16 protein-coding genes are annotated in these 16,825 nt (G+C 61.2%); 14 read left to right on the forward strand and 2 right to left on the reverse strand.

What is annotated here, in order from left to right; genetic code table 11:
* The first annotated feature begins 22 nt into the window (after positions 1 to 22).
* From HU762_RS20335 to HU762_RS20385, 11 genes are all read left to right on the forward strand, one after another.
* Positions 23 to 1,525: a CoA-acylating methylmalonate-semialdehyde dehydrogenase gene (locus HU762_RS20335; protein WP_186640046.1), complete on the forward strand. Its 1,503-nt coding sequence runs from the start codon at positions 23 to 25 to the stop codon at positions 1,523 to 1,525.
* Between the two features lie 32 nt (positions 1,526 to 1,557).
* The gene (locus tag HU762_RS20340) at positions 1,558 to 2,379 is read left to right on the forward strand and encodes a TIM barrel protein (protein ID WP_186640048.1); all 822 of its coding nucleotides are present in this window, start codon (positions 1,558 to 1,560) and stop codon (positions 2,377 to 2,379) included.
* 105 nt (positions 2,380 to 2,484) lie between these two features.
* Complete coding sequence (gene iolD, locus HU762_RS20345; protein ID WP_186640050.1) at positions 2,485 to 4,416, forward strand: 3D-(3,5/4)-trihydroxycyclohexane-1,2-dione acylhydrolase (decyclizing); 1,932 nt, start codon at positions 2,485 to 2,487, stop codon at positions 4,414 to 4,416.
* 31 nt (positions 4,417 to 4,447) lie between these two features.
* Complete coding sequence (locus tag HU762_RS20350) at positions 4,448 to 5,458, forward strand: Gfo/Idh/MocA family oxidoreductase (RefSeq protein WP_186615380.1); 1,011 nt, start codon at positions 4,448 to 4,450, stop codon at positions 5,456 to 5,458.
* Between the two features lie 33 nt (positions 5,459 to 5,491).
* Complete coding sequence (locus HU762_RS20355) at positions 5,492 to 6,562, forward strand: Gfo/Idh/MocA family oxidoreductase (RefSeq protein WP_186640052.1); 1,071 nt, start codon at positions 5,492 to 5,494, stop codon at positions 6,560 to 6,562.
* Between the two features lie 124 nt (positions 6,563 to 6,686).
* The gene (locus tag HU762_RS20360; RefSeq protein ID WP_186615376.1) at positions 6,687 to 6,839 is read left to right on the forward strand and encodes a hypothetical protein; all 153 of its coding nucleotides are present in this window, start codon (positions 6,687 to 6,689) and stop codon (positions 6,837 to 6,839) included.
* 52 nt (positions 6,840 to 6,891) lie between these two features.
* The gene (locus tag HU762_RS20365; protein WP_186640054.1) at positions 6,892 to 7,818 is read left to right on the forward strand and encodes a sugar ABC transporter substrate-binding protein; all 927 of its coding nucleotides are present in this window, start codon (positions 6,892 to 6,894) and stop codon (positions 7,816 to 7,818) included.
* A gap of 74 nt (positions 7,819 to 7,892) precedes the next feature.
* Positions 7,893 to 9,446, forward strand: a complete 1,554-nt coding sequence (locus tag HU762_RS20370) for a sugar ABC transporter ATP-binding protein (protein WP_186640056.1) — start codon at positions 7,893 to 7,895, stop codon at positions 9,444 to 9,446.
* A 34-nt stretch (positions 9,447 to 9,480) separates the two neighbouring features.
* Entirely contained in the window at positions 9,481 to 10,503 is a 1,023-nt protein-coding gene (locus HU762_RS20375; protein WP_186640058.1) for an ABC transporter permease, read from the forward strand.
* A 326-nt stretch (positions 10,504 to 10,829) separates the two neighbouring features.
* Positions 10,830 to 11,234 (forward strand): TraR/DksA family transcriptional regulator, encoded by a 405-nt coding sequence (locus HU762_RS20380; RefSeq protein ID WP_186640060.1) that lies wholly within the window; start codon positions 10,830 to 10,832, stop codon positions 11,232 to 11,234.
* Positions 11,235 to 11,405: 171 nt separating this feature from the next.
* Positions 11,406 to 13,013 carry a methyl-accepting chemotaxis protein gene (locus HU762_RS20385; protein WP_186640062.1) on the forward strand — a complete coding sequence of 536 codons (1,608 nt, stop codon included), beginning with the start codon at positions 11,406 to 11,408 and terminating at the stop codon, positions 13,011 to 13,013.
* A gap of 146 nt (positions 13,014 to 13,159) precedes the next feature.
* On the opposite strand, the gene HU762_RS20390 is transcribed toward HU762_RS20385, so the two are convergent.
* Together HU762_RS20390 and HU762_RS20395 are read right to left on the reverse strand one after the other, a co-directional pair.
* Positions 13,160 to 13,396: a DUF2789 family protein gene (locus tag HU762_RS20390; RefSeq protein ID WP_186640064.1), complete on the reverse strand. Its 237-nt coding sequence runs from the start codon at positions 13,394 to 13,396 to the stop codon at positions 13,160 to 13,162.
* 87 nt (positions 13,397 to 13,483) lie between these two features.
* Positions 13,484 to 13,714 (reverse strand): hypothetical protein, encoded by a 231-nt coding sequence (locus HU762_RS20395; protein WP_186640066.1) that lies wholly within the window; start codon positions 13,712 to 13,714, stop codon positions 13,484 to 13,486.
* Positions 13,715 to 14,497: 783 nt separating this feature from the next.
* Between HU762_RS20395 and HU762_RS20400 the strand changes: the two genes are divergently transcribed.
* The 3 genes from HU762_RS20400 to HU762_RS20410 all read left to right on the forward strand — a co-directional run bounded on the left by HU762_RS20400 (position 14,498) and on the right by HU762_RS20410 (position 16,722).
* Positions 14,498 to 14,947 (forward strand): hypothetical protein, encoded by a 450-nt coding sequence (locus HU762_RS20400; RefSeq protein WP_186640221.1) that lies wholly within the window; start codon positions 14,498 to 14,500, stop codon positions 14,945 to 14,947.
* A 189-nt stretch (positions 14,948 to 15,136) separates the two neighbouring features.
* The gene (locus HU762_RS20405; RefSeq protein WP_186640068.1) at positions 15,137 to 16,147 is read left to right on the forward strand and encodes an ABC transporter substrate-binding protein; all 1,011 of its coding nucleotides are present in this window, start codon (positions 15,137 to 15,139) and stop codon (positions 16,145 to 16,147) included.
* A gap of 137 nt (positions 16,148 to 16,284) precedes the next feature.
* Entirely contained in the window at positions 16,285 to 16,722 is a 438-nt protein-coding gene (locus HU762_RS20410; protein WP_186640070.1) for a DUF3995 domain-containing protein, read from the forward strand.
* The last annotated feature ends 103 nt before the right edge of the window (positions 16,723 to 16,825 follow it).

Consider the following 16,825-nt stretch of genomic DNA (forward strand, 5'->3'; position numbering starts at 1 on the left):
ATCCGCACGGAGAACCCGCACCATGAGCGACACCCCGGTTATAGGCCATTACATCAACGGTCGCGTGCATGACAACGACGCCGCCCGGTTCAGCAATGTCTTCAACCCAGCCACCGGCGCGGTGCAGGCTCGGGTGGCGCTGGCCGAACCGGGGACCGTCGAAGCGGCGGTCGCGTCGGCGCTCTCGGCGTTCCCGGTCTGGTCCGAACAGTCGTCATTGCGCCGTTCGCGCGTCATGTTCAAGTTCAAGGAACTACTGGACCGTCATCATGACGAACTGGCGCAAATCATCAGTCGCGAACACGGCAAGGTGCTGTCCGACGCCCACGGCGAAGTCACCCGCGGCATCGAAATCGTCGAGTACGCCTGTGGTGCACCGAGCCTGCTCAAGACCGATTTCAGCGACAACATCGGCGGCGGCATCGACAACTGGAACCTGCGCCAGCCCTTGGGCGTGTGCGCCGGCGTGACACCGTTCAACTTTCCGGTGATGGTGCCGTTGTGGATGATTCCCCTGGCATTGGTCGCCGGCAACTGTTTCATTCTCAAGCCTTCGGAGCGCGACCCGTCCGCCAGCCTGTTGATGGCTCGGTTGCTGACGGAGGCGGGCTTGCCGGACGGGGTTTTCAACGTGGTCCAGGGCGACAAGACGGCCGTGGATGCGCTGTTGCAGCATCCGGACATCGAGGCGATTTCTTTTGTCGGCTCCACCCCCATCGCCGAATACATCCACCAGCAGGGCACCGCGAACGGCAAGCGGGTACAGGCCCTGGGCGGGGCGAAAAATCACATGATCGTCATGCCCGATGCTGACCTTGATCAGGCGGCGGACGCGCTGATCGGCGCGGCCTACGGTTCGGCCGGCGAGCGCTGCATGGCGATTTCCATTGCCGTGGCAGTGGGCGACGTCGGTGACGAGTTGATCGCCCGGTTGCTGCCGCGTATCGACCAGTTGAAGGTCGGCAACGGTCAGCAGGCCGGCACCGACATGGGGCCGTTGGTCACGGCCGAGCACAAGGCCAAGGTGGAAGGTTTCATCGACGCCGGCGTGGCCGAGGGTGCACGGCTGATCGTCGACGGTCGGGGCTTCAAGGTGCCGGGGGCCGAGCAGGGATTTTTTGTCGGGGCGACGCTGTTCGACCAGGTCACTGCCGAGATGAGCATCTACCAGCAAGAGATTTTCGGCCCGGTGCTGGGGATCGTTCGTGTGCCGGATTTCGCCACGGCGGTGGCGTTGATCAACGCCCATGAGTTTGGCAACGGCGTGTCGTGCTTCACCCGCGACGGCGGCATCGCCCGGGCGTTTGCCCGCAGCATCAAGGTTGGCATGGTGGGCATCAACGTACCGATTCCGGTGCCCATGGCCTGGCATTCCTTTGGAGGCTGGAAGCGTTCGCTGTTCGGCGATCACCATGCCTACGGCGAAGAAGGCCTGCGCTTCTACAGTCGCTACAAGAGCGTGATGCAGCGCTGGCCGGACAGCATCGCCAAGGGTCCTGAGTTCAGCATGCCCACTGCCCAATAACTCATTAAATGAATGCCGGAGGGAGAACAACAATGAACAAGCCCCTGCGTTTTGCCTTGAACCGAATGGTTGCCCCGCGCCTGTCACTCCCGGCGTTCATCGACCTGGCCCTGGCGTTGAAAACCGATGCCATTGAGATCCGCAACGACTTGAAGGGCGTCGAGATCGAAGACGGCATGCCGCCGGCTCGGGTCCGTGAACTGTGCGAGGAACGCGGCATCAAGGTGCTGTCGATCAACGCCCTGTACCCCTTCGATGTGTGGAACGAGGAGCGCCGCACCCAGGCCGTGCGATTGGCTGACTACGCCCGTGAATGCGGCGCCGAGGGGCTGGTGATGTGCCCGCTCAACGACCGCGCCGACCCGCGCAGCGAGGCCGAGCGCGCGGCGGGGCTGCGGACCTCGCTCAGTGAGCTGGCACCGATCCTGCGCGCCTTTGGCATCTACGGCTTCATCGAGCCGCTGGGTTTCGAAGAGTGTTCATTGCGGCGCAAGCGCACGGCAGTGGAAGCGATCAAGGCCATCGGCGGGCTGGATGTGTTCCGCCTGGTGCATGACACCTTTCATCATTACTTGGCGGGCGAGGAGGAGTTTTTCCCTGAACTGACCGGGCTGGTGCACATCTCCGGCGTCGAGGATGCCCAGGCACCATTGGCTACCATTCGCGACGGTCATCGGGTGCTGGTCGGCGAGGCCGACATCCTCGGCAACGCTGGGCAGATCGAAGCGCTGCGGGCCGCAGGTTATGAAGGCTACTTGTCCTTCGAGCCGTTTGCCGAAAGCGTCCATGAACTGGCCGATATCCGCCAGGCACTAGGGGCGAGCATGAATCACCTGAAAAGCTCCCAGGCCTGACGCGACTGCCGATCTGGCCGGGCTCTGCAAGGGGAACCGAAACCGAGCGCCGCCAATTGCATTCCAGACTGCACTCCAGACCTGCATTCCAGATAAGGTGCAAGCATGACCACAACACGACTGACCATGGCCCAGGCCCTGGTGAAATTCCTCGATAACCAGTACATCGAGGTCGATGGCGTCCAGAGCAAATTCGTCGCCGGGGTGTTTACCATTTTCGGCCACGGCAATGTGCTGGGCCTGGGCCAGGCGCTTGAACAGGACGGTGGCGACCTGGTGGTCCATCAGGGCCGCAACGAACAGGGCATGGCCCATGCCGCCATCGGGTTTGCCAAGCAGCACCTGCGGCGCAAGATCTACGCCTGCAGCTCATCGGTTGGCCCCGGCGCGGCGAACATGCTGACCGCCGCCGCCACCGCGACGGCCAACCGCATTCCGTTGCTGCTATTGCCGGGCGACGTCTACGCCAGCCGCCAGCCTGACCCGGTGCTACAGCAGATCGAACAATTCCACGACCTGAGCATCAGTACCAACGATGCGTTCAAGGCCGTGAGCAAATATTGGGACCGGATCAATCGCCCCGAGCAACTGATGACCGCCGCGATCCAGGCGATGCGCGTGCTCACCGATCCGGCCGAGACCGGCGCGGTGACCCTGGCGCTGCCTCAGGATGTGCAGGCCGAGGCCTACGACTATCCGGATTACTTCCTGCAAAAACGCGTGCACCGCATCGACCGCCGCCCGGCCACCGAAGCGATGCTCGGCGATGCCCTGGCGCTGCTCAAGGGCAAGCGCAAGCCGTTGATCATCTGTGGTGGCGGCGTGCGCTACTCCGGCGCCAACGCCGCGTTGCAGGCCTTTGCCGAACGCTTCGAGATTCCGTTTGCCGAGACCCAGGCCGGCAAAAGTGCCGTGGTTTCCAGCCACCCACTGAACGTCGGCGGCGTCGGTGAAACCGGTTGCCTGGCGGCGAACCTGCTGGCCAAGGAAGCGGACTTGATCATCGGTGTCGGCACGCGCTACAGCGATTTCACCACCGCTTCGAAATGGCTGTTCCAACACCCCGACGTGCAGTTCCTCAACCTCAACATCAACCCCTGCGATGCGTTGAAACTCGATGGCGTGCAGCTGCTGGCCGATGCCCGTTCGGGCCTGGAGGCGTTGTCCGCCGCGATGGGCGACTATCGTGCCGAATGGGCCGGGCAGATCGCCGAGGCCAAGGCGCAGTTGGATGCCGAAGTGGACCGGATTTATCAGGCTGACTTCAAGACCGAGGACTTCGTCCCGGAAATCAACGATCACATGGACCCGGCGGTGTTTCGCGAATTCATCGAGCTCACCGGTTCCTGCCTGACCCAGAGCCGGGTGCTAGGCACCCTCAACGAAACCCTGGCGGATGACGCGATCATCGTCGCGGCCGCCGGCAGCTTGCCCGGCGACTTGCAGCGCAGTTGGCGCAGCCTGGGGGTGAACACCTATCACGTCGAATACGGTTATTCGTGCATGGGCTACGAAGTGAACGCTGCCCTGGGCGTGAAACTCGCCGAGCCGGAAAAAGAGGTCTATGCCTTGGTCGGCGACGGTTCCTACATGATGCTGCATTCGGAACTCGCCACTTCGATCCAGGAGCGCCGCAAGATCAACGTCGTGCTGCTGGACAACATGACGTTCGGTTGCATCAACAATCTGCAAATGGAACACGGCATGGACAGCTTCGGCACCGAGTTCCGCTTCCGCAACCCGGACACCGGCAAGCTCGACGGCGGCTTTGTGCCGGTGGACTTCGCCATGAGCGCGGCGGCCTACGGCTGCAAGACCTACACCGTCAAGACCCTCGACGAGCTTCACGCGGCCCTGGCCGACGCCCGGCGCCAGACGGTCTCGACGCTGATCGACATCAAGGTCTTGCCCAAGACCATGATCCACAAATACCTGTCGTGGTGGCGTGTCGGCGTGGCGCAAGTTTCCACCAGCGCCCGCACCGATGCCGTCGCCAAGACCCTCAATGAACGACTGGCCAAGGCCCGTCAATACTGATTGCCCCAACACCTACATTAAGGAGTTCCACATGTCTTTGAAGCTGGGCGTCATCGGCACCGGGGCCATCGGCCAGGACCATATCCGTCGGTGCAGCCAGACCTTGCTCAACAGCCAGGTCGTGGCAGTGACCGACATCAACCTCGCCCAGGCGGCGAAGGTGGTGGCCGACTTGAAGCTGACCGCCGAGGTCTACCCCGACGGCCACGCTTTGATCAAAGCGCCGGACGTCGAGGCGATCCTGGTCACGTCCTGGGGGCCGAGCCACGAAGAATTCGTACTGGCGGCCATCGCGGCCGGCAAGCCGGTGTTCTGTGAAAAACCGCTGGCCGTCACCGCCGAAGGCTGCCGCCGGATCGTCGACGCCGAAGTGGCCCACGGCAAGCGCCTGGTGCAGGTGGGTTTCATGCGCCCGTATGACGAAGGTTATCGGGCGCTCAAAGCGGTGATCGACAGCGGCCAGATCGGCGAGCCGTTGATGCTGCACTGCGCCCATCGAAACCCTCGCGTGGGTGAAAACTACAAGACCGATATGGCGATCACCGACACCCTGATCCATGAGCTGGATGTGTTGCGCTGGTTGCTGGCCGATGACTACGTGTCGGTGCAGGTGGTATTTCCGCGCAAGACCAGCAAGGCCCTGGCCCACCTGCGGGATCCGCAGATCGTCCTGCTGGAAACCGCCAAGGGCACGCGCATCGACGTCGAAGTGTTCGTCAACTGCCAGTACGGCTATGACATCCAGTGCGAAGTGGTGGGGGAGACCGGCATCGCCAAGCTGCCAGAACCGTCCCAGGTGCAACTGCGCAGCGACGCCAAGCTGTCCAACGCGATCCTGATGGATTGGAAAGACCGCTTCATCGCCGCCTATGACGTTGAACTGCAAGCCTTCATCGACGGCGTACGCGCCGGGCGCGTCGGTGGGCCATCGGCCTGGGACGGCTACGCGGCGGCGGTGGCGGCAGATGCGTGCATCGAAGCGCAGCAGAGTGGGCAGATCGTGAAGGTCGAGTTGCCGCAGCGTCCTCGTTTCTACGGCTGAGACGTTCCTATAGAAATTGCATAAGGGATTTTCATGCGAATCGGATTAGTGGGCTATGGCAAGGGCGGACGGTTTTTTCATGCGCCGCTGATCAGCAGTCTGCCGGGGGCTACGTTTGTTGGCGTGGTGACCCGGTCCGCCGAGCGGCGCCAGCAATTGGCGACCGAACATCCACACGCCCAGCCGTTCGACAGCCTCGAACAGTTGGTGGCGGCCGGCGTCGACGCCGTGGTGGTTTCCACGCCCTTGGATGGACGTCCCGTCATTGTGATGGAGGCGATCGAGCGTGGCGTGGCGGTGGTCAGCGACAAGCCTTTCGCCGCCGATGCCGCCCAGGCCGAAGCGATGGTATTGGCCTCCGAGCAGGGCAATGTGCCGTTGACCGTGTACCAGAACCGTCGCTGGGATTCGGATTTCCTGACGGTTCGAAAATTGCTGGCATCCGGCGCCTTGGGGCAAATCGTTAGGTTTGAATCGAGTGTCGAACGCTACTCCCCCACATCGGTGGGCAAAGGCAGCGGCGGTGGGTTCCTGCGGGACCTGGGCAGCCATCTGGTGGATCAGGCGCTGCAATTGTTCGGCCCGGTGGCACGGGTGTACGCCGAGCTGGATTATCGACAGCTGGGCCAGGCCTACGACAACGGTTTTTTTCTGTCACTGAGCCACGTAAACGGCGTGGTATCACACCTGAGCGGTAGCTGCCTGCAAAACGCGCCGCGCCCACGCTTTCGGGTCAGCGGCACGCAAGGCTGCTATACCGTCGAAGGCCTCGATGGACAAGAAGCCCAGGCATTGGCGGGCCTGAGCCCGGCCACCGAGGGCGAGCGCTGGGGCGCCGAGGAACATCGGCGCTGGGGCTGGTTCGAACACGGTGCCGAACGAGAGCGCGTGGCCTCGGAGCGAGGTTGCTGGCTGGCGTTCTACCAACGCCTCCAAGCCGCGTTGCAGGGCGACGGCCCTCTGCCGGTAGCGGCCCGCGATGCCTTGGCCACGACCCATGTGCTGGACGCTGCAAGGCAGAGTGCGGAGCAGGGCAGCGTGGTGTGTTTATCCACGCCTGTCGGCCATGGAATAAAAAACGAATTAAATTCTAAAATGAGTTGATATGGAAAATATTTTCCAATAAAGTCGATTCCAGGTGACCGACAACCCTGTTCGCGTTTATCCAGGCCCGCCTTGAATAGACGACGAACTAAACAAAAACAAGAAACACAGCCAGGTACCGTCGATGAAAACCTTCAACCGCTCTGCGTTTCACCTGCCATTGTCCTTGCGCCTGTCCGCAATCCTTCCCTTGCTTGAATCCCTGTGCATCCAGCGCAAGGACGCCGTGGTCTGTTGCATGCCCGGCGCGCCGATCGTGCGTTTGCCGCGTTCCTGAATCCGTCACGCCTTATCCATAAAACCAACAAGAATGTGGAGTAAGACCGTTCATGAAGACCAAGACCCGTTTTGCCTCGCTGGCCCTGTCGTTGATGCTCGCCAGTGGCGCTGCCCTGGCGGACCTGAAGATCGGTGTCAGCATGTCTCAGTTCGATGACACCTGGCTGACCTACCTGCGCGAATCCATGGACAAGAAAGCCAAGGCCCTGCCGGACGGCGTCACCTTGCAGTTCGAGGACGCGCGCAGCGACGTGGTCAAGCAACTGACCCAGGTGGAAAGCTTCATCAGTCAGAAGGTCGACGCGATCATCGTCAACCCGGTGGACACCGCCGCGACCCAGCGCATCACCAAGGCCGCCGTGGCCGCAGGCATTCCGCTGGTCTACGTCAACCGTCGTCCCGACGACATGAAGCTGCCCGCCGGCGTGGTCACCGTTGCCTCGGATGACCTGGAGGCCGGGCGCATGCAGATGCAGTACCTGGCCGACAAAATGGGCGGCAAGGGCGACATCGTGATCCTGCTGGGCGACCTGGCCAACAACTCCACCACCAACCGTACCAAGGGCGTCAAGGAAGTACTGGCCAAGTACCCTGGTATCAAGATCGAACAGGAACAGACCGGTATCTGGTCCCGGGACAAGGGCATGACCCTGGTCAACGACTGGCTGACCCAGGGCCGGGAATTCCAGGCGGTGGTGTCGAACAACGACGAGATGGCCATCGGTGCGGCCATGGCGCTCAAGCAAGCGGGCACCAAGAAAGGCAGCGTATTGATTGCCGGGGTCGATGGCACGCCGGACGGCTTGAACGCCATCAAGAAAGGCGAAATGGCCGTCTCGGTGTTCCAGGACGCCAAGGGCCAGGCCGACGGCTCCATCGACACCGCGGTAAAAATGGTCAAGAAACAGCCGGTCGAGCAGTCCGTGTGGGTGCCGTACCGCTTGATCACGCCGGAGAACGTCGATCAGTTCAAGTGACGTTCCAGCTGTTTTTACCACAACAATAAACAGGCGAGGTCGCCGCGCCGACCTCGCCAAGGGAGTACCTGACCATGTTCGCTTCAGCGACTGCTTCGAGCGTCCCGGTGACAATGTTCCAACCGGGCGCAATACCTGACGAACCGTACCTGTTGGAAGTCATTAACGTCAGCAAAGGATTTCCCGGCGTGGTGGCCTTGTCCGACGTGCAATTGCGGGTACGCCCCGGCTCGGTGCTGGCCCTGATGGGTGAAAACGGCGCAGGCAAATCCACCTTGATGAAAATCATCGCCGGCATCTACCAGCCGGACGCCGGTGAACTGCGCCTGCGCGGCAAGCCGGTCACTTTCGACACGCCCCTGGCGGCCTTGCAGGCCGGGATCGCGATGATCCATCAGGAACTGAACCTGATGCCGCACATGAGCATCGCCGAGAACATCTGGATCGGCCGCGAACAGCTCAACGGCCTGCACATGGTCGACCACGGCGAAATGCACCGCTGCACCGCCCGGTTGCTGGAGCGCCTGCGGATCAAGCTCGACCCCGAAGAGCAGGTGGGCAACCTGAGCATCGCCGAGCGGCAGATGGTCGAGATCGCCAAGGCTGTTTCGTACGACTCCGACATCCTGATCATGGACGAACCGACCTCGGCCATCACCGAGACGGAAGTCGCCCACTTGTTCTCGATCATTGCCGACCTCAAGTCCCAAGGTAAGGGCATCATCTATATCACCCACAAAATGAATGAAGTGTTCGCCATCGCCGATGAAGTGGCGGTGTTTCGTGACGGCGCCTACATCGGCCTGCAACGGGCCGACAGCATGGACGGCGACAGCCTGATTTCGATGATGGTCGGGCGTGAACTGAGCCAGCTGTTCCCGGTGCGCGACAAACCCATCGGTGATCTGGTGATGTCGGTACGCGACCTGAGCCTGGACGGCATTTTCAAAGGGGTATCGTTCGACCTGCACGCCGGGGAGATCCTCGGTATCGCCGGGCTGATGGGCTCGGGCCGGACCAACGTCGCCGAGGCGATCTTCGGCGTGACGCCGAGCACCGGTGGCGAAATCCTCTTGGACGGCCAACCGGTGCGCATCACCGACCCGCACATGGCGATCGAGAAGGGCTTCGCGCTGTTGACCGAGGACCGCAAGCTCAGCGGGCTGTTTCCGTGCCTTTCGGTGCTGGAAAACATGGAAATGGCAGTGCTGCCCCATTACGTCGGTAATGGATTCATCCAGCAGAAGGCCCTGCGTGCGTTGTGTGAAGACATGTGCAAGAAGTTGCGGGTCAAGACCCCGTCCCTTGAGCAGTGCATTGACACGTTGTCTGGCGGGAACCAGCAGAAGGCCTTGCTGGCCCGATGGCTGATGACCAACCCGCGGATCCTGATTCTCGACGAGCCGACACGCGGCATCGACGTCGGCGCCAAGGCCGAGATCTACCGGCTCATTTCCTACCTCGCCAGCGAAGGCATGGCGGTCATCATGATTTCTTCGGAACTGCCCGAAGTGCTGGGCATGAGCGACCGGGTCATGGTGATGCACGAAGGCGACCTGATGGGCACCCTCGAGCGCAGCGAAGCGACCCAGGAACGAGTGATGCAACTGGCCTCGGGTTTGTCCTGATGCCCGTCAGTCCGAATAGAAAAGGTGAGTGGCTATGAACGCGATATTGGAAAACAAACCTGCGGCCACACCGGCCAGGCCGCGTCGGCGGCTGCCGACGGAACTGAGCATCTTCCTGGTGCTGATCGGCATCGGCCTGGTGTTCGAGATGTTCGGTTGGATCATGCGTGACCAGAGTTTCCTGATGAACTCCCAGCGCCTGGTACTGATGATCCTGCAAGTGTCGATCATTGGCCTGCTGGCCATCGGCGTGACCCAGGTGATCATCACCACTGGCATCGACCTGTCATCCGGCTCGGTGCTGGCGTTGTCGGCGATGATCGCCGCCAGCCTGGCCCAGACTTCGGATTTCGCCCGAGCGGTGTTTCCTTCCCTGACGGACTTGCCGGTGTGGATCCCGGTGATCGCCGGACTGGGCGTTGGCTTGCTGGCCGGGGCCATCAACGGCAGCATCATCGCCATGACCGGTATCCCGCCCTTTATTGCCACCCTCGGCATGATGGTCTCGGCCCGTGGCCTGGCGCGTTATTACACCGAAGGCCAGCCGGTGAGCATGTTGTCCGATTCCTACACCGCCATCGGCCACGGCGCGATGCCGGTGATCATCTTCCTGGTGGTGGCGGTGATCTTCCACATCGCCTTGCGCTACACCAAGTACGGCAAATACACCTACGCCATCGGCGGCAACATGCAGGCGGCGCGCACCTCGGGCATCAACGTCAAGCGTCACTTGGTGATTGTCTACAGCATCGCCGGGTTGCTGGCGGGCCTGGCCGGGGTGGTGGCATCGGCGCGGGCGGCGACCGGGCAGGCCGGCATGGGCATGTCCTATGAACTGGACGCGATTGCCGCGGCGGTGATCGGCGGCACCAGCCTTGCCGGTGGGGTGGGGCGCATCACCGGAACGGTGATCGGTGCGCTGATCCTCGGGGTGATGGCCAGCGGATTCACCTTCGTCGGCGTCGATGCCTATATCCAGGACATCATCAAGGGGCTGATCATTGTGGTCGCGGTGGTCATCGACCAATACCGCAACAAACGCAAACTCAAGCGCTAGGCCTCCCGCCGATGCGACAACGCGCCACGCCTGACCCGCGTGGCGTTGCCATTTGTCTTCTTAATACATCCATTGCACTGAATTTCTTGTTATAAACGCACTCCGATGACCGCCTTTAGTCTGTCAGACAGCATTTGTAGGGGTTGTCGGACATTTTCCCCATGTTTTCAGTTGCTGACGCCACAACTCGGCCTTAGACTGCCGCCCCTCGTAAATTGAGTGCCGGGTGGCGCTTGGAATAGACGGCGCCTTCCCGATGAGCGTGGCGGCTTAATGCGGGACGCTTCATAATTCGCCTTAATGCACGTTTTTTTATAGAGAAATCAATGACAAAGGAAAAGTTGCTGGCCATGCCGGCGGATGACTACATGAATGCCGAGCAGCTGGCTTACTTCACCAAGCTGTTGCAGAACATGAAGGTTGAAACCCACGAGCGCATCGAACAGAACCGAATCGCCATTGAGAGCCTGGACACCCCGGCCGACCCGGCGGACGCCGCTTCCGTGGAAGAAGAGCGCACCTGGCTGGTCAACGCCATCGATCGCGACCAACGCATGCTGCCGCAACTGGAGCAGGCCCTGGACCGCATCAACGACGCAAGCTTCGGCTGGTGCGACGACAGCGGCGAGCCGATCGGCCTCAAGCGCCTGCTGATCAGCCCGACCACCAAGTACTGCATCGAAGCCCAGGAACGTCACGAACAGATCGACAAGCACCAGCGTCAGGCCTGATCCGCGTTCCGTAAAAAGATCGCAGCCTTCTGTCGGAGGCTGCGATCTTTTGTTTTCGCCTGCCTGCCCGTTTCTCTTGAGCTGACGCAAAAACACGACTAATGGACCATGGATAATGGCCCCGTAGTGGCGTTTAATGCGTGCATAACAATGAGAACTATGGTGGCGAAAATGGCGACAGACGGATCTCTGGCGGGGACGGTGCCGGCATCGGTGCCCGCGACGCGTGGCACGGCACGCTGGCTTGCACCGACGTTGCAAAGCCTCGCGCTGGTCTTGCTGCTGTGCGGCGTGACCCTGGGCGGTTGGCCGTTGTACGTGGGCCTACCCCTGGCGATGCTCATCGTCTGGTTGCCACGCCTGCGCTCGCGCCTGGCCAGCGCGCCGGTATCGGCGGCGAGCGACAGCCTGGCCGAACTGACCCGCGACCTCTCCTACACCACTAGCCATAACGCATTGTCTGCCGCGGGCGTGGCCTATTCCGTCAAGCAGTTGGCCGGCAAGGTCCAGTCGCAGCTCGGCGCTGCGGCGCAGATTGTCAGCAACGCCGAAGCGATGATCGCAACCGAGCAGGCTACCTCGCAGCTCAGCCAGCAGGCCTTGGGCGCGGCCAGCGAGGCCCATCGCAGCAGTGTGGCCGGGCGCAGCGAGCTGGTGGAGTCCATCAGCCGCATGCACCAGCTCAGCCAGCGCGCCAACGACAGCCGCGAGTTGATCGAGGCGCTGAGCGTGCGCAGCGACGAAATCCAGCGTGTCACCCTGGTGATCCAATCGATCGCCAGCCAGACCAACTTGCTGGCCCTCAATGCCGCCATCGAAGCGGCGCGGGCCGGTGAGCATGGACGCGGTTTCGCTGTGGTGGCCGATGAGGTTCGCGGCCTGGCCGGACGCACGGCTGCGGCGACCGGTGAGGTCGGGGTCATGGTGGCGGACATCCAGCAGCGCACCGCGCAAGTGGTCGAACAGATCCGCCAACTGGCCGGCGACCTGGACAGCGGTGTGCAGCAAGTCGAGCACACCGGCCAACATCTGGAGAACATTGCCCGGCTCGCGGCCGGCGTCGAAACCCAGGTCAGCGCCATCGCCCAAGGCACGGACACCAACCGTGGGCAACTCGACAGCCTGTTCCATGCCATCGAGCAAATGCGCAGCGACCTGGCGGTCAGTGACCAACAGACCCAGCGCCTGGCCGAGGCCGCCATCCAGATGGAAGGCCAGGCCGAAACCATCAGCGAACGCCTGGCCGAAGTGGGCCTGGACGATTATCACCAGCGGGTCTACGACCTTGCGCGCGAAGGGGCGAGCCGGATTGCTGCGCAGTTCGAAGCGGACATCGACCAGGGTCGTATCAGTCTGGACGACCTGTTCGACCGCAGCTACCAGCCCATCCCCAACACCCATCCGGCCAAGTTCCAGACGCGTTTCGACCGCTACACCGATCAGGTGTTGCCAGGTATCCAGGAGCCGTTGCTGGCCCGGCACGAGGGCCTGGTGTTTGCGATCGCTTGTACCCAGCAAGGCTACGTGCCGACCCATAACAATGCGTTCTGCCAGCCGCTGACTGGCGATCCTCAGGTCGACACCCTGAATAACCGCACCAAGCGCAAGTTTTCCGATCGCACCGGGATCCGCTGCGGCAGCCACCAGCAGCCGGTGCTGCTGCAGACGTACACGCGCGATACGGGTGAATTGATGCACGACCTGTCGGTGCCGATCATGCTCAAGGGCCGTCATTGGGGTGGGTTGCGGTTGGGCTATAAGCCCGAGAAGGCGCGCTGAATCTCAACGCAACCTGTGCGCCGAGCTCTTGTGGCGAGGGAGCTTGCTCCCGCTGGCCTGCGAAGCGGGCCCAATAAGGCCGGCGACTGCTGCGCAGCCGAGCGGGAGCAAGCTCCCTCGCCACAAGAGCCGCCTGGTGGTTGAGGTTACTTGCCGTCGTGCAAGCGCACATTCAGTTGATCCACCAGCACCGCTTCCTCACCGTCGGCGAGCAGCCAATCCCTGAGAAGATCCTTTTGCTGATCCGACCAGAAAGGCGCATCGACCAGCTTGGTGTCCGGGTCCAGTGGGTGCTCCCCGATGAAACCGTCGATGTCGGTGCCCTCCGAGGGCAGCCCGAGTTGGTCGAACAGGGTCTTGAGATCGTGGGATGGCTGTTGCATGGGGGACTCCTTTAGGCTGGCACCGTCATGGCGCCTCGGTTGCTTCCCTTATCTGAGGGCAAGCGCTCACCAGGAGTTCGATCGATTTCAAGCTTTCAGCGCACCTTCATCCACCGCAAGCTTCAAGGCTTTTGCCGCATCCCTTGCGGCCTCGGCAGCGATTTCCGAGGTCTTGAACCAGCGATCCTTCTCCACCTGGTGATAGGTGACAGCGGTCGAAGGTGATTTGGCGCGCATTACAATGACGGCCTGGAACTCGCCTTCGACCTCTCTCGCTTCGCCACGGATGAAAAAATCGCCAATATCAAGTTCCGTCACGTCGCGCCTTCCGTTCAAGTCATATTATTGTGCGAAGACCGCCGATAGGCGGCGGTCTTCGCTGGGCCGCCAGTATGGCAGCAGTTGCAGGTCGGCGGCTCAGTTAAGTCATGGACAGGGCGCAGATGGGACGGCAAGGTTCTGTTCCAGGCTCCTGGCCAAGTGGCAGGCTTCGTTATGATCGGCTCGGAAACCTCTTACACGTCCAGTCGACGTCTCTTCGATATGAAAAAAGCACTTGCCAGCCAGAACGACCCTGTATTGCGGCTGGATCAAGGAATTTGCACTGCCTTCGCAGCCATCAGCGGACTCGTGTGCTTGGACAACACGCGAGGTAACGGGGCGGATCAGGGTTGTGAAAGTACCCATGTGAATTCCTTTTCTATGGTTTACCGACGAATTGTCGGTTGTTTCGAGTAGTCTCCACGCCGTTGGCTGCTCTAGAATCAGCAGCACCGTGTGGATGTGGTGCCTATCTAAAGCAATTTTTTTTGGTCTCGATGTCAGAAAAATGCTTTTTTAAGTGAGAAATTTCCCTAAAGTTAGTAGTCCCACCTTTTCCGATAATCAGTGTGGTGTTTTCCTTCAGCCCCTGACGATCTCTGGGAAAGACAGCGAGCGTGGCGATCCTTTAGTCTTCTCTCGCCCTGGGTCAGGGTGCGCCGTTCACTTTTGAATTCAATGACAGGTCCCTTGCGACCGTGCGGGTTCTCTTGGTCCACGCCTGGAGCGTGGGCCGTTTAAAAAGATGGGGATGTTTCCTTGGCAGTAAGTAATCTCGACATGCATGCGTTATTTGTTCTGGGTGACCTGCGGGCAAAACTGGTCAAGCAATTCCAGTCACGGTTTGTCTACGTTACCGAGCAGACCGCCGAAGGTATTTACATTGCCGAAATCGATACCGAATCGGCGCTGGTGGTGGATGACAAGCCCAGGCTCGAACTCAAGGTTGGCGACCATTTTCGCGCGGCGGTATTGCCAAGTCGCGAGGGTGGCAAGTTTGAAATCAAGTTTCGTGAGATCAAGTTGACAGTCTATGGCCTGGGTGACTACGCGTTCGTCACGACAGCAGACGGTCATGCCATCCTGTTTAAGGAAGGCCACAGCGTGGTGACGGTGTTCGCGGCCAACGAGCAGTTGCTGGAAGGCTTGACCAAGACTCTGAAAGCGGTCACTGCGAAGGCAGCCAAATGGCGCAAGGGCGAACTCGTGACATTCAAGGCCAGCGAATAGAAAGTGCGCCGCAGCTAAGTAAACGGACGCATCGGTTTGAATCGCTTTCGGACTTTGCGCACCTGTAACAGTTTTTACACGGCGCTTGCTGGAACCTTGGCTACAGTCAATTGACTGAATTATTCACAGGCTTGCGCTTGGTTCGCAACGCCGTTCGGTCACTGCTGTATCCGGCATGAGGTATCAAGCATGAAACGCGTTCGACAGTGGCTGGCTGCCTGGGCCACCCTCGCTGCATTGGTTTCGCCACTCCCGTCATCAGCCGCATCGGCGCCGATCCATTTCGCCGACCTGAACTGGGAGAGCGGCAGCCTGATCACCGACATCCTTCGGGTCATCGTCGAAAAGGGCTACGGGCTACCGACCGATACGTTGCCGGGCACCACCATTACCCTGGAAACCGCCCTGGCCAATAACGACATCCAAGTGATCGGCGAGGAATGGGCGGGGCGCAGCCCGGTGTGGGTCAAGGCCGAGGCTGAAGGCAAGGTGGTCGCCCTGGGCGATACCGTCAAGGGTGCGACCGAAGGTTGGTGGGTGCCGGAATACGTCATCAAGGGTGACCCGGCCAAGGGCATCAAGGCGTTGGCGCCGGACCTGCGTAGCGTCGAGGACCTGGCGCGCTACAAGCACGTGTTCAAGGACCCGGAAAGCCCCGACAAGGGACGTTTCCTCAACAGCCCCATCGGCTGGACGTCCGAAGTGGTCAATAAACAGAAGCTCAAGGCTTACGGTCTTTCCGACAGCTATGTCAATTTTCGCAGCGGCTCCGGAGCCGCCCTCGACGCGGAAATCACTTCCTCGATCCGTCGTGGCAAGCCCGTCCTGTTTTATTACTGGTCGCCGACGCCGTTGCTCGGACGTTTTAAACTGGTGCAACTGCAAGAGCCCCCGTTCGATGCCGAGGCCTGGAAAACCCTGACCGACGCCGACAACCCGAATCCGAAGCCAACCCGGTCCTTGGCCTCGAAACTGTCGATTGGCGTGTCCGCGCCGTTCCAGAAGCAGCATCCCGACATCGCCGAGTTCTTCAGCAAGGTCGACTTGCCCATCGAACCGCTGAACAAGGCCCTGGCCGACATGAGCGAGAAACGCACCCCTTCACGTGAAGCGGCCGAGGCGTTCCTCAAGGCCCATCCCCAGGTCTGGCAAGCATGGTTGCCCAAGGACGTTGCCGACAGGGTTTCCGCCGCCCTGTAGCGCGCTCGATGCCAGCCGATTGAACAGTTGATCCTGGGCAAGGCGTCATTCGCTGGAAACTGGCAACCTGCGCCCGTCCAGCGAAATGCCAAATTCCAGCTAGGATGATTGTTCAACCTTATTCAGGAGGCTGGCGAATGACGCTTTTAGTGGCTCGGTCGCTGGTCGCAGTGTTTGCGACCATCAGCTTGATTCATATGTACTGGGCCCTCGGCGGCCGATGGGCGGCTTCTGCGGTGGTGCCGCAGGTTCCGGTGAAGCAGGGCGGCACGTTGCGGCCGGCATTCAACCCGTCGGGATGGCTGACGTTGTTGGTGGCCATCGCGCTGCTGATGATTGCGGTGCTGGTGTGCCTGCGGGTCGGCTTGCTCGCGCCGCCCGTCACCCACCGGGCCCTGCAGTGGCTGATCAGCGCGATTGCCTTGGTGATGTTTGCCCGCGCCATCGGCGAGTCGAACCTGGTGGGCTTCTTCAAGGAGGTCAAGGACTCGACGTTCGCCCGGCTCGACACCTGGGTCTACTCGCCGTTGTGTGTCGTGTTAGGGGCGGGGTTGCTGACGGTGGCGTGGGCTTGATTCACGAATGCCGTTGTGGCGAGGGAGCTTGCTCCCGCTGGAGGGCGCAGCCCTCCCAGAAAAATTGAACACAATCAGCCTGACACACCAAGGTGGCAGGCCT

It is taken from the genome of Pseudomonas sp. SWRI92, from assembly GCF_014268685.1.
GTDB classification, from domain to species: domain Bacteria; phylum Pseudomonadota; class Gammaproteobacteria; order Pseudomonadales; family Pseudomonadaceae; genus Aquipseudomonas; species Aquipseudomonas marvdashtae.